Below are 12,688 nucleotides of genomic sequence, written 5' to 3' on the forward strand. Positions count from 1 at the left end.
CACCCCTACAGCAAAGGCCGCTCGGCGGCCCGGGCGGGCCAGCGGACAATTGGCTCGGACTGGCCGCGCATGGTGAGGGTCAGCCGGGTGAAACTGTTGACCGAGGTATAGAGCCCGCAGAAATGATCAATGATGCTGCCGAAGATGAAAGCGGCCGCCCGGTCGATCATAGCCGGGTCGAATTCGATCGTGACATCGGTGCCTGGCACCATGGCGGGGCCAAGCCGGGCGAGTGCATGTTTTGCCTCGACGCGGCTGATGGCCTCGACAAGCTGTCGCGTTTCCGGCGCATCGCGCAATGCATAGAGCGAAAGAATATCCTTCAGTGCCGAACCGTCATTGTCGAACAGTGACAGATGATTGAGCAGCAGATGGGAGACCAGCCGCCACTGGCGCGCCAGTTTTTCATGGATACGAATGGCGGGCGTTGGCGGTAAAAGCGCCTTGATCTCGGCCACGCTTTCACTGCGCTTGACCAATTGAAGGTGCGGGTGACCGCCGCCGAAAGGCAATTGGCTGGCAAGGTCTCTGTTCAGGCATAGGGTATCGACGCTGGCCGTCAGTCCGGTCGGCTCAAGCGGACCGCGATTGCGATCAACGAAGGCGATCTGGGTGTCCGATGATCCGTCATCCTCATCGAACCGGCGAACCGCCTGCCAGAACACACTGCTATTGGCGCCCCGCTGGCTGCTCCCGAAAAATGGCCGGGCATCCTGTTCTTCGCCGGACGCCGCCGAAAGCCGGACCTGTTCGACCATGTAGATTTCCCGGGTCGTTTGGCGGCGGCTGTCGGGCAGGAGCGAATATTCCGTGCGGCTGCCATCCAATGTCAGCGGTTCCGAGCTTTGCCGGAACAAATTGATGACCGGGGTGGCATTGAGGACGATGTCGCTGGCGGAAATCATCCGCTCCAGTCGCGCATCACTGCTGTCCAGATAGATGTAAAGCTCGACATCATCGCCCTGCCAGCGATCCATGCCGGATACTTCCAGGAACAGAAATTTTTGCGGCAACGTGAAAAACTCGGTCAGCAGCCGGTATCCGGCAAAACTGCCCGGTGCCGTGGGAAGCATCGCCTGCTCCGGCGCAAACCCCAGTGGACGCAGGTTTTCCGCTGGCAGAAAGACCGCATTGCGATCCTCCGAATGGCGTGCCAGCGCCATGCCGATGCAATGATTGGCCAGAAGCTCGAACAGGGCGGCGGCCTGCGCCCATGCGGAGGCAATGAAAAAAGTCAGGCGCTTGACGCCAAGCCCGGCCATGCTGTCCTGCTTGGGGGCCGTAGAGCGCAGGGACAGACGCAACACGCCTGCTGCACCTGCAAAGGGTGCCGCTGGCGCATCGAGTGGCAAGCCGGTCAGGCTGGCATTGCTGACCGTCATCGGGACAATTTCCACATCCTGCGTGGTGCGGAACTGGCAGGGATCGCCGCCGACCGGCTCGGTGACGATGTCGGTATGGCGCGGCAGCAATTGCATACCAGCCAGCGTTGCGCCTGGCGCAAATTGCACGATGCTCATCGGCGGCACCGGCGCCAGATAATGGGGATAAAGCGTTTCCAGCAGGCTGTCGGTCAGTTCCGGAAATTCATCATCCAGTTTCTGGCGAACGCGGGCGGCGGAATAGGCGAAACTCTGGATGATCCGCTCTACATGCGGATCGTCGGCCACATCACCCGACAGACGCAACCGACCGGCGATTTTCGGGAAGGCGCGGGCGAACTTTTCCGCACGCCTGCGCAGCGCGAACAATTCGTCATTATAGCGTTCCAGAAAGGTCTCAGCCATTCGACGCCTCGATGCGGAAAGCCTGGGTGGAAGGGTCGATGCGGGATTCGAAACTGACCGGCGGCATCCCGTCATAAAGACGGAACGTACCGTTGATGCGCATCCGCAAGGCGCGGTCGCCCTCTGTATTGCCTTTGAGGATCGTGACCTTGACGTCGGCGAGGCGGGTCTCAAACAGCGCAATGCGCCGTTCCACCAGTCTTGCCAGCCGAAGTTTGGATTCGTCCGTCGAAAGATTGGCCGAAAGAATACCATCGACGCCATAGGAGACCAACGCGTCCTGCAACTCGCTAAGGCCATCCGGTGGTGCTTGCGGGCAGCGGCGGGTGTTCAACAGCGCTTCCAGGTCGCGGCGGATCACTTCGCGCATCTCCCGCACCTGTTCGCTGACGCTGGTTTGCGGATCACTGTCCATATCAGGCGTATCGTCCAGCAGCCGGTCCAGGACGGATCGGTTCAATACCCGTTCAGAGGCGCGAAACCGTTGTAATGGATCAACCATGGGCAGCCTGCCTTTCGCCGGTCGCATCCGATTGCAAGCTTTCAAGATCGTGGAAAGACACCAGTTCGTCGCCCGCCAGCAGGCATCGCTGGCCAAGACCGGTGACGATCCCGTCCACCGCATCCATCCACTCGGTCTCATGGCCGAGTTGCAGGGCAGGGCTGGAATCGGCGCCATAATAAATGGCGGGAAGAAGCACGGTCGCCTCGGCGCCGCTTTCCAGTGTCAGTTCCGCCGGGCGGAAGGCCGTGTCCCGGGGGCGGCGTATCGGTTGAGGCGTAACAGACGCGATCCTTGAAAAATCGACCCAGAGATAGGCGCCGCCGGTGGTCAGCACTTCAAGCGCATGAGGGATACGGTCGTCGAGATCGCGGATATCGGCAACGGCGCCGCCGTTCCATAGCATCGGCACAGTGCCACGGCTCGCTTCCAGTTCGGCAAGCAGGGCCACGGCCTCGCTTGCCGCTCCTTCCTTCAGGGCCAGGTTGAGCTTTAGCGCAATCTGGTCGCTGGCGGTGAGGCCACCGGGAAAATCCGGCAGGGCACCGGTTTCAAACCAGGCTTTGCGGGCTGCCATCCCACGGATCTGCTGGCGCAGCATCGAAAAACCGACGGCATCCTGCGGCTGGAAGCGGACAGCCAATTCGCATTGGCTGTCGGCTTTTTCATAATCGCCAGCCAGAATCAGCAGGTCGATATAGAGATGGCGCAGGTCATGATCGCTGGCCGCCGTTTTCAATTCGGCTTTGACGGCATCCATGGCCTGGGCAAGATCTGCATCATCGAGCAGGCTGGCAATGCGGCGGGAGGCGGTACTCATGCAACTATCCTTTTCGGTTCCGTCTGCCCGGCGGTAGCGCCCATGGCGGCAGCGCCCGAGGTCTCGGCGACGAGATGAAAACTGGTGGAGATATCATCGAGCTGGAAATGCGGCTGCAATCTGACCGTGCAGGAAAAGGCGCCGGGTTTTCCAGGAATTTCCGTGACGTGGATGCCCGCTGAACGCAGCGGATAACGGCTTCTGAGCGACACATCCGCATCGTCATTGCCCAGCGTGTAGCCTGACAGCCAGTCTTCCAGCCGTCGCTGAATGACATTGGCGGTGCTGAGCTGGCCAATATTGTCGCGCATGATCACCTTCAGGTAATGCGAGAAGCGTGACGCGCAGAGCACATATTGCAGCATGGCCGCCAGCCGGGCATTTTGCCGGGCGGTTTCGCTGGAATAATGGCCCGGCGCGTGCAGCGACTGGTTGGCGTTGAAAATCGCGGATGATGAAAGATAGGTCGTGGCAACGGGGACGATGCCGAGATCGGACAGTTGCAATTCTTGTGAGCGTGTCAGTTTGACCTCGACGGGCGGCTGGGCGGACAGGCCCTCGCTTTCCACACCGATATCAAGGCCCGGCAATTGCCAGGGCGCCAGCATGCCGCCATCGATCTCGTCCTGGGTCACGCCGCGCATGTCGGCAAACCAGCCGGAATCGATAAAGGTGCGCAGAATAATCGCCGCAAAGGCGAAGGCACTGTTTCCCCAGAGCAAAGTCTCTCCGCTTTCCGAGAGATGTTCACGAAACGGAAAACCGTCATTGCGCTTGCGCCAGAATGGTTTGTGCGGCGGGCGCATCAGCACGCGCGGTGCAACCAGGCCCAGGAAACGAGTATCGTCATTGCCGCGCAAGCTATTCCAGCGCAGCCGCATCTTGTCCTGTTGCAGCCAGGAAAAATCGGAAACCCGGTTCAGTTCGCGGAAGGTTTCAAGCCCGATGGCCTGCGGCGATGCACCGGCGATGAAGGGACAAAAGGCCGCTGCGGCTACCGTTGAAAGTCGTGCAAGCGTACTGACTGTATCGCTACCATCGATGGTGGCGGGAGAGAGATCGTAATCGCCGACCAGAAGTCCGAACGGTTCACCGCCCGGCATGCCGAATTCTCTGTTATAGACCAGTTCGAACAGGTGGCTCTGGTCGAAATCGGTGGCGCGTTCCATGCTGCGCGCCAATTCTTTCCAACTGGCGCTGATCAGCTTGATTTTCACCTCGGCGCTGCGTCCGGCTTCGCGGACTAGCAAGTCAAGACCAAGCCACCGCGCTTCCATCGCCTGGAAGTCGGGATGATGTAGAATTGCATTCACCTGCCGGTTCAAAACCGCGTCGATTTCCGCGATCAACCGATCCGCCAGCATCCGTGACGATGTCCTCACAATACCCCCCGGTGGACGCGCATGTTTGATGACGTTGACGATAGAGGTCTGCGCGAAGCACCCGCGCAGACCTTTGATGATCGATCAGTTTTTCGATGGAATACGGGCAACCATGCGCAGCGAAGTTGTCAGCTCTTCCATCTGCAACCATGGACGCAGCCAGGCGACCGCATTGTAGGAGCCCGGTTTGCCAGGGATTTCCTGTACCGTCACCTTGGCATCGCGCAGCGGATACTTTGCGCGCGAATCTTCTCCAGCATCGTCATTCGCATTGACGTAATTGGAGATCCAGCGATTGAGCCAGACTTCGCAATCGTCTGCTTCCATGAAGGAGCCGATCTTGTCGCGGCCCATGACCTTCAGATAATGGGCGAACCGTGAGGTCGCCATCATATAGGGCAGGCGGGCGGAAACGGCGGCATTGGCTGTCGCTTCGGGCTTGTCGTAGAGCTTCGGCTTATGGGCGGTTTGCGCGCCGAAGAACACGGCGTAATCGGTGTTCTTGTAGTGGCAGAGCGGAAGGAAGCCCAGCTTGCCCAACTCGGCGTCGCGACGGTCGGTAATGCCGACTTCTGTCGGGCATTTCAGGTCGAGGTCGCCATCATCGCTTGAGAACACATGCATGGGCAGGTTTTCCACCTTGCCGCCGTTTTCTGCGCCACGGATGGCTGTGCACCAGCCGTTCTTCGCAAAGGCTTCGGTGAGGCGTGTCCCCATGACGTAGGCGGCATTCATCCAGCAATAGCTGTCGTGATGCAGCTCGCCGCTTGCCTCGCCCAGGGTTTCATCAAAACCGAACTCGTCGATCTGGCTGGTTTTCGGGCTATAGGGCATACGCGCCAACACCCGGGGAAGGGCCAGCGTGACGAAACGCGAATCGTCGCTTTCGCGGAAGCTGCGCCATTTCGCATATTCCACGGTCTCGAAGATCTTTTCGAGATCGCGGGGCCGCGACAATTCCCGGAAATCGTCAAAGCCAAACATGCGCGGGCTTGCTGCCGAGACAAACGGTGCGAAGGCTGCGGCGGCAATCGAGGACACGCCCTGAAGCAATTGGACGTCCTCGAAAGAATTATCGAATTCGTAATCGCCGACGACAGCACCCATCGGTTCACCGCCAGGCGTGCCGAATTCGTCTTCATAAATCGACTTGAACAGCCGCGACTGGTCGAATTCGACCGCTTTGGCCAGGTCTTTCGACAGTTCGCGCTTGGAGGCGTTCAGCACCCGGATTTTCAGGTTGACGCTGGTTTCAGAATTCTTGACCAGATAGTTCAGCCCTCGCCAGCTGCCTTCCAGCTTGGTAAATTCCGGCGATTGCATAATGGCGGCGAGCTGGGTGGAAATCACCTTGTCCAGCTCGGCAATGGCATTGTTCAAGGTGACCGTCAGGTTGCGGTCGTATTTTACAGTACCTTTCAGGGCCTGATCCGTCAGGGTGCTCAAAAGGTTGCGGGCGCGGTCCGGCTCCGTCTGACGGGTGGCGGCAACGACTTTCGACAACAGCCCCTGTTCCTCGGTGGCGGCGGTCGGTTCATTCGGCTTCAAAACGCTTTCAGCGCTCATCTCTTCAATCCTTTCAAAGCGGCGTCACATAAGGGCCGCCAGTCAAAGAGTTTTCGGTTGGACCGGCTGGTGTCAGCTCTGGCCGTTGCTGTCGGGCCGGTCTTTCAGCTCGGCGACGAGCTTTGAAAGATCACCACGGTTTTGCAGAATGTCTTCGAGAAGCCGTTCGAGATCTTCGGAACGGTCCGCCTTGCTGAGTAGGTCGCGCAATTCATTGCGGGCATCCAGAAGCGCTTTCAGCGCTGGCACCTGCTGCACTACCGACCCCGGCAGGAAATCGTCCATGCTTTCGAACTTCAGATTGACGCCGATGTCGGTGCCGTCATTGTCAATGGTATTCTTCACCTGGATATTCAGGCCGGGCGTCATGCGGCGCATCACATCGTCGAAATTGTCCCGGTCGATCTGGACGAATTTCCGCTCGTTGAACGGCTTCAGCGGCTGGGTCGGGTTGCCGGAGAAATCGCCGAGCACACCCACCACGAAAGGCAGTTCCTTGATCACCATCGCACCTTCGGTTTCCACCTCGTATTTGATGTGGACCCTGGGCTTGCGAACCCGCTCTAGCTTTTCATGCACACTTGCCATCACTGACCCTCCTTGCGTGCCCCCTGGGCATCAAAAAATCCGGTAGGCGGATGCCGAAGCCTCCGCCGATGTGTGTTAGTTTCCGCTCTCCTTGGCCGGTTTGATGCCGGCAGCAATGAGAATGGCATTTCTGGTCTGTGCTTCCGGCAGCAACTCCGTCAGCAATTCGGAAAAATCCATGCGTCCTCGCCGCACCAGGGTTTCAATCGACAGCGAAATCGGCGAATGCGGTTCCGTGCGGCGGAAATAGCGGGCGACATTCATCAGGAGATCGAAGGCGTCTTCACGCGAAGCAATGCCTTCGGGCCCCTCGGCTGGGCGGGCAGCGGGCTGGATTGCGCCGGCCGCAGCATTCTGTTGGGTCGTCTGTCCATCTTCACCTGAAGGGGTGGCATTCTGATTGGCAGGCAATGTCGCGTCGTCGCGCCCGCCAAGACTGCGAATCGCCGCAATGATTTCCTCAAGCACGTTGCGGATATTGGATGCCGGTGGGGCAAACTGTCCGTAGCGCTGGGTAACGAGCGCATTGAAGCCATTGAAGGCGGCGAGGCATGTGTTGACCTCGGCCAGATGAGCAGAGAGAGCAGCTATTCCGGCCTCGGCTGCGGCCTGATGCAGGCTATCGCGCAAACCCGTTTCATCACTGCGCTGGGCAAGTTGATAGTCCCAAAGCGTGAATTCCCCGAATTTCCCAAGCGGCAAAAGCGAAGACAGGCGTAAGGGCTGAATCAATGTTCCCTCGGCGCCAAAACCATTCAATCCGGCAAAGGGTGCCAGCTTTTCCTCGATATCTTCATCATCAATCGAATGAAGCTCGTCGCTATATCGTTCTATAAGCGACGCCGTCGCTTCATAAACTTCACTCAGGCCGGGAAACCCTTCAAGTCGCAAACGGGATTCTGCAAGCCAAGCCAATACTTCGAGATCTTTGCTGACGGAAGAAGTAATTTGCAATCCAAGATTGCTCACCAGGTTCCAACTTTGGGAAACTTTGATAACCTCTCCAGGTGTCGTAGATCTTTCTTCCGTCCTTGCTTGGTTCCTTGCGTCCTTAATTCTGTAGTATACCTCACGATAATTGGCATCCACGCGAATATTTATTCCGCAAGGTCCGTTTTCTACTAATGCTGTAGCCAATTCATTGTCGATCAACGATAGACTAGCCCCATTTTGAATTAACTAATATATGCCACTTGTTAATGTGGGGCGCAGTTATATTTTTGTCAACCTGAGGTCATTTGTTTGATGTCGGGGGTGATGCCTGGCTTTGCATATCTTAAAAAAATTATCTCGCGCTCTGGACAGGTTGGGGTAATCGCCTTAGTTGTTCATTCCAACGAAGGTAAGGTCGTTGCTGGGGAGGCTTTTTGCATGTCGCATATTGACCTCAATCGATTGATCGAATCGCTTGAGCCTAATTTGCGTGTCGCGCTTGAGACGGCTGCATCCACAGCAGCCGGGCGCGGACACGGACAGGTTGATATTGCTCATCTGCTTGCCGCCGTCATGGATGCGGCGTCGTTTCAACCTGTGTTGGAACAATTGGGCTTGCCCATTGCAGCACTTCGCCGCGAAGTGAGCGATGCGCTCGATGACACCGTGGTGTCCGGATCCGGTCAGCTCGCTTTATCCCAGAATATTCTGACTTTGGGTCGTGAAGCCTGGATTTGTGCTTCGCTCCAGTCTGGAAGACGTGCGATTACGCTTGCCGATATATTTGCGGCTATGGATGATGAGCCGTCGCTTCGGGCCTTGACCCGTGGTCGTTTCCCGTCGCTGAGGATGCTGGACCGAACAGCACTCGAAACACTTTTGCAGACAGACGTTGTCGCCGAGACGCCAAAATCGTCGCTGTCTCCGGCCTCAGTCCGGGAAGACGAGTTCCTGCGACTTTACACTCATGACCTTACCGAGGATGCGCGGGCGGGCCGGCTTGATCCTGTCGTCGGCCGTGATGGCGAACTTCGCCAGATGATCGACATTTTGTTGCGCCGGCGACAGAATAACCCGATCCTGGTCGGTGAAGCGGGCGTTGGCAAGACAGCGGTGGCCGAAGCGCTGGCGCTGGAGATTGCCGCCGGACGCGTGCCGGAAAAATTGCAATCCGTACGGCTTCTGATGCTCGATCTGACTCTGTTGCAGGCAGGCGCTGGCGTGAAGGGTGAGTTCGAACGGCGGTTGACCGGCGTTATCGAAGCGGTGAAACGTTCGCCGGAACCTATCATCCTGTTTATCGATGAAGCGCATGGACTGATCGGTGCCGGTGGGGCAAGCGGGCAGGGCGATGCCGCCAATATTCTCAAGCCCGCGCTAGCGCGGGGTGAAGTGCGGACAATCGCTGCCACGACTTGGAGCGAGTACAAGAAGTATTTCGAAAAAGACGCAGCGCTTACCCGCCGCTTCCAACCCGTGCATGTGCGTGAGCCGGACGAGGAAACCGCGATCCGCATGTTACGCGGAATAGCTGAGACCTTCATGGCCCATCATGGGGTAAAGATCCGTGACGAGGCTATCGTCGCTGCCGTGCAACTTTCTGCCCGCTTTCTTCCAGCCCGCCAATTGCCTGATAAGGCGGTCAGCCTGATCGATACCGCCGCAGCCACGGTTTCGCTGGCGCGCCAGACGGTGCCGGAACAATTACTGCTTCTTAAAAGCGAGCTTGCGCATCTCACGGTCGAGACCGACTGGCTTGCCCGTGAGCCAGAAAATACGGATGTGCAGGAGCGCCGCCAGGCCGTGACCACTGAAATGGAGCGCCTGGCTAAGGAAATCGATAGCCTCCAAGCGCGCTATGATGCTGAAATTGCAGCGCTGGCAGCGAGTGACGAAGCGCCCGCCGTAGACAGTGATAAGATGGCGTCGAAGGATGCTCCTGATGTTAACGTCACACCATTGATCACTCCTCTGCGGACACGGGGGCTTGTCCGCCGCGCGGCGTCTCTGGCGCCGACCTCCGCTGGCGAAGAAAAGCTTGTACCGCATGAGGTCGATCGCAATGTTGTTGCCGCCGTCCTGGCGCGGTGGACCGGCATTCCTCTGGGCAAACTGCTGGCCGACCAGATTGAAAGCGCAAAAAGCCTCGATATGAGGTTGAAGGAAAAGGTAATCGGCCAGGATGCCGCACTGGAACGGATCGGTGACGCCATGCGTGCGGCGCGCGCCGGGCTTTCCGATCCACGTCGTCCGCCTGCCGTGTTCATGCTGGTCGGCATGTCGGGAACCGGTAAAACCGAAACCGCGCTGACCCTGGCTGATCTGATGTATGGTGGTAGCCAACATCTGACGACGATCAACATGTCGGAGTTCAAGGAAGAGCACAAAGTATCCATGCTGCTGGGTGCTCCTCCAGGCTATGTCGGCTATGGCGAAGGCGGCGTGCTGACCGAAGCCGTGCGGCGTCGGCCCTATGGCGTGCTGTTGCTCGACGAAATCGACAAGGCGCATCCCGGTGTCCAGGACATTTTCTATCAGGTCTTCGACAAGGGAATGTTGCGCGATGGCGAAGGCCGCGATGTTGACTTCCGCAATACCACGATTTTCATGACGGCCAATACCGGCTCGGAATTGCTGGCCTCCTTGGCCCTTGATCCAGACACCATGCCCGAAGGTGAGGCGTTGGAAGCATTGTTGATGCCGGAACTGCAAAAGCAGTTCAAGCCGGCCTTCCTCGGACGCACGCTGCTGTTGCCGTTCATGCCGCTTGGCAAGGAGGCCCTGTCGCGGATCGTCGATATCCAGATCAACCGCATTCGGGAGCGTATTTTTTCGGCCTATGGCACAGAGCTTGCTCTGTCCGAAGAGGCCCGCAATGCGCTGGTCGGACGCGCTGTTGCAAGTGAGATCGGAGCTCGTGCCATCGAAATCATGATTGGCCGGGATCTGTTGCCGCCGCTTTCCAGCTTCTTCCTTGAGCTGGTCGCATCTGGCGCAAAGGTTACCGAAGCTCTGGTAACCCATGATGAAAAAGGGTTCGGCGTTCGCGCCGGGGCCGCTGGGGAAAAAGAGGAATTCGCCGATGCCTCGGGTGCATCGGTGGATAAGGATGCCGCGTCGGAAGGGGTATCCAGACGCATGCGGCAGTGAGTGAAAGGTGAACCATACCTCGCCGTGAACGAGGTGATTTCAATTTATATAGGAGAATTTATATGCCGATTTATCTGAAGGTCGATGGTATCCAGGGTGATGCGACCCACGAAGAGCACCGCAACTGGATGGACATCGAGGCTATTCACTGGAACGTTAGCCGCGCCATGAACACCACGGCTGGTTCTACCGCCAACCGTGAAGCCTCTGAACCCGCAATTTCCGAAGTCATCCTGACCAAGGTCAGCGATTCCTCTTCCACGAAATTGTTCCAGGAAGCCTGCGCTGGCCGCACTGGCAAGCAAGCGGTGATCCACATGGTCACCACCGGCAATCCCGGCAATACCTATATCGAATACACGCTCACCAACACGCTGATCGCCAATTATTCCGTCGATTCCAGTGGTGACCGTCCGGTCGAAACCATCAAGCTGAACTTCACCAAGATCGAAGTGAAGTATACGCCTTACGACGACCAGAATAACCCGAAGTCGCCGATGATCGCATCTTACGATCTGTCGACCACAAAGGCTGCGTAATCCGCCTTTCTCCTGCAGCGGCACCGCCTTCGGGCGGTGCCGTATTTGTTGTGATGCCGATATTTCGGATGCGCCCGTTCGAGCGAATGTTCCCTGATAGCGTCTTCAAGGTGAGGGTGCGTGAGCAACTTCGGCCTTCGGTATCACGCACGTCTATCGTGATTCAAGGAGAAGGCTATGCCTGATTTCGATGTTTCTTCCTCAAGTTTGAAGATGAAGCCGTTTAACAGCAATGATGTTTCCCAGCCCATGAGCCGTATGGGGCGAGGTCCGTCACTGGATTATATTACCTATGCACCAGGCCCGCGCGAGGTTGCCTCTCGCAACGCCGTTGGAGGCGCTGCTGCATCTGCGCTGCGCATGGGATCGGAGGCTCTGAACAGCTATGCCTTGACCCATTGGGCAAAGAAATGGCTGGAAAACAACGAAACCAAAATCCTCGCAAAACTGTTGGAAACCGGCGATGGCGCCTTTGTCGTTCAAGTGAACTACATGGAATCGGACGCCAATGAGACCCGAACCTATCTCAGCCGCGATATTTATCTGCTTGGTACTGTGCCGAAGGCTGCTGATGCCGGTCGTATACTGACGGCGGACCTGATGTATGGTCCGAAGATCGATGCGCAACGTCCCAATAATTCGATCAAGTTCCGCTATGCCTACCTGGTGGGCGAGCGCCTCTGACATTTTGAGCTCTCGCATCTCGTTTGCACCGAATGCTTTCAAGGCGAGGATGCATCAGCATCTTCGCGCCGTGGTGTTAGACAGTGGGGCTGCTGTGAGAAATACGAAGAGCAGATATTCGTCTGTTGTCCGCAGTCATGTCATCGGCATGATGCTTCATTACGAAGTCGAGCACGCATCGCGGTGAACTGTCGTTTGACCCAGCCGGATGGCAGTAGCGTTCGATCTCCAAACCGCGCAAGGGTCGACAGCATCGTGCTGCTCTGCTAATCACGGCCATGGCGATTAACCAACATATGATGTCGGCAAACGAAGAGCAGACTTTTTCAAAAGGTCTGAAGCCCGGCGTTCTGATTGCGATTATCGCGCTTGCGGTTGCCTATCTCGGCTTTTTGTTTGGGGCACCGTTACCCGCGCCGCTTGGCGCACACGGGTCGGCGCTTTTGCATGCGCCCCAGCAGACGCAGCATCTGGCTGCACGGGAAAATGGCAGCCGGGCTGTTGCACTGGCGTCCCGGCCCGATCCACGCGTTCCAGTGCCGCCGCCTGTGGCTGTACTGAGCTTGGGGGCTGAGCATTTCCTGCTTGTCGGGCGGTCTTCCGTCCAGCGTGTCGAGCGTTCTTCGCCCTTGGTTTCCGGGCGGATTTCGCGTGCTAACCTGGCCAGGGCGCCGCCATCCTTGTCGGCTTGATCCCGTTTTTTCGATCAACGCGCGACCGCGCACCGACCGTCTGCC

Annotated in this window: 11 protein-coding genes; 4 read left to right on the top strand and 7 right to left on the bottom strand. The window is 57.8% G+C overall.

Going from position 1 to position 12,688, the window contains the following annotated elements; translation table 11 throughout:
• Window positions 1-5: 5 nt before the first annotated feature.
• The 7 genes from tssF to tssA all read right to left on the bottom strand — a co-directional run bounded on the left by tssF (window position 6) and on the right by tssA (window position 7,797).
• The gene (gene tssF / locus AVI_RS21835) at window positions 6-1,787 is read right to left on the bottom strand and encodes a type VI secretion system baseplate subunit TssF (RefSeq protein ID WP_012654300.1); all 1,782 of its coding nucleotides are present in this window, start codon (window positions 1,785-1,787) and stop codon (window positions 6-8) included.
• Entirely contained in the window at window positions 1,780-2,289 is a 510-nt protein-coding gene (tssE, locus tag AVI_RS21840) for a type VI secretion system baseplate subunit TssE (protein ID WP_012654301.1), read from the bottom strand. The genes tssF and tssE overlap by 8 nt, the downstream gene beginning before the upstream one ends.
• Complete coding sequence (locus tag AVI_RS21845) at window positions 2,282-3,109, bottom strand: type VI secretion system accessory protein TagJ (RefSeq protein ID WP_012654302.1); 828 nt, start codon at window positions 3,107-3,109, stop codon at window positions 2,282-2,284. Before AVI_RS21845 ends, tssE begins: the two co-directional genes overlap by 8 nt.
• Entirely contained in the window at window positions 3,106-4,533 is a 1,428-nt protein-coding gene (gene tssC, locus AVI_RS21850; RefSeq protein WP_080517043.1) for a type VI secretion system contractile sheath large subunit, read from the bottom strand. The genes AVI_RS21845 and tssC (AVI_RS21850) overlap by 4 nt, the downstream gene beginning before the upstream one ends.
• A 42-nt stretch (window positions 4,534-4,575) precedes the next feature.
• Entirely contained in the window at window positions 4,576-6,057 is a 1,482-nt protein-coding gene (tssC, locus tag AVI_RS21855) for a type VI secretion system contractile sheath large subunit (RefSeq protein ID WP_012654304.1), read from the bottom strand.
• Between the two features lie 72 nt (window positions 6,058-6,129).
• Window positions 6,130-6,645 (bottom strand): type VI secretion system contractile sheath small subunit, encoded by a 516-nt coding sequence (gene tssB, locus AVI_RS21860; protein ID WP_012654305.1) that lies wholly within the window; start codon window positions 6,643-6,645, stop codon window positions 6,130-6,132.
• Window positions 6,646-6,720: 75 nt separating this feature from the next.
• A complete protein-coding gene (gene tssA / locus AVI_RS21865) occupies window positions 6,721-7,797 on the bottom strand; it encodes a type VI secretion system protein TssA (RefSeq protein ID WP_012654306.1) in 1,077 nt (358 codons plus the stop codon).
• A gap of 219 nt (window positions 7,798-8,016) precedes the next feature.
• On the opposite strand from tssA, the gene tssH reads away from it, so the two are divergent.
• From tssH to AVI_RS21885, 4 genes are all read left to right on the top strand, one after another.
• Window positions 8,017-10,728 (top strand): type VI secretion system ATPase TssH, encoded by a 2,712-nt coding sequence (gene tssH, locus AVI_RS21870; RefSeq protein WP_012654307.1) that lies wholly within the window; start codon window positions 8,017-8,019, stop codon window positions 10,726-10,728.
• 62 nt (window positions 10,729-10,790) lie between these two features.
• Entirely contained in the window at window positions 10,791-11,267 is a 477-nt protein-coding gene (locus tag AVI_RS21875; protein WP_012654308.1) for an Hcp family type VI secretion system effector, read from the top strand.
• Between the two features lie 177 nt (window positions 11,268-11,444).
• On the top strand, window positions 11,445-11,951 hold the full coding sequence (locus AVI_RS21880; protein ID WP_041698651.1) for a hypothetical protein: 507 nt from the start codon (window positions 11,445-11,447) through the stop codon (window positions 11,949-11,951).
• Window positions 11,952-12,247: 296 nt separating this feature from the next.
• A complete protein-coding gene (locus tag AVI_RS21885) occupies window positions 12,248-12,643 on the top strand; it encodes a hypothetical protein (protein ID WP_139191584.1) in 396 nt (131 codons plus the stop codon).
• Window positions 12,644-12,688: the final 45 nt, after the last annotated feature.

Origin of the sequence: Allorhizobium ampelinum S4, from assembly GCF_000016285.1 — a bacterium.
In the GTDB taxonomy this organism is placed as follows: Bacteria; Pseudomonadota; Alphaproteobacteria; order Rhizobiales; family Rhizobiaceae; genus Allorhizobium; species Allorhizobium ampelinum.

What these genes read in the sequence shown, in the direction of transcription:
- AVI_RS21875 (WP_012654308.1), top strand. Translation starts at nt 10,791, where the DNA reads ATGCCGATTTATCTGAAGGTCGATGGTATCCAGGGTGATGCGACCCAC.
- tssF (WP_012654300.1), bottom strand. Translation starts at nt 1,787, where the DNA reads ATGGCTGAGACCTTTCTGGAACGCTATAATGACGAATTGTTCGCGCTG.
- AVI_RS21845 (WP_012654302.1), bottom strand. Translation starts at nt 3,109, where the DNA reads ATGAGTACCGCCTCCCGCCGCATTGCCAGCCTGCTCGATGATGCAGAT.
- tssC (WP_012654304.1), bottom strand. Translation starts at nt 6,057, where the DNA reads ATGAGCGCTGAAAGCGTTTTGAAGCCGAATGAACCGACCGCCGCCACC.
- AVI_RS21880 (WP_041698651.1), top strand. Translation starts at nt 11,445, where the DNA reads ATGCCTGATTTCGATGTTTCTTCCTCAAGTTTGAAGATGAAGCCGTTT.
- AVI_RS21885 (WP_139191584.1), top strand. Translation starts at nt 12,248, where the DNA reads ATGATGTCGGCAAACGAAGAGCAGACTTTTTCAAAAGGTCTGAAGCCC.
- tssB (WP_012654305.1), bottom strand. Translation starts at nt 6,645, where the DNA reads ATGGCAAGTGTGCATGAAAAGCTAGAGCGGGTTCGCAAGCCCAGGGTC.
- tssE (WP_012654301.1), bottom strand. Translation starts at nt 2,289, where the DNA reads ATGGTTGATCCATTACAACGGTTTCGCGCCTCTGAACGGGTATTGAAC.
- tssH (WP_012654307.1), top strand. Translation starts at nt 8,017, where the DNA reads ATGTCGCATATTGACCTCAATCGATTGATCGAATCGCTTGAGCCTAAT.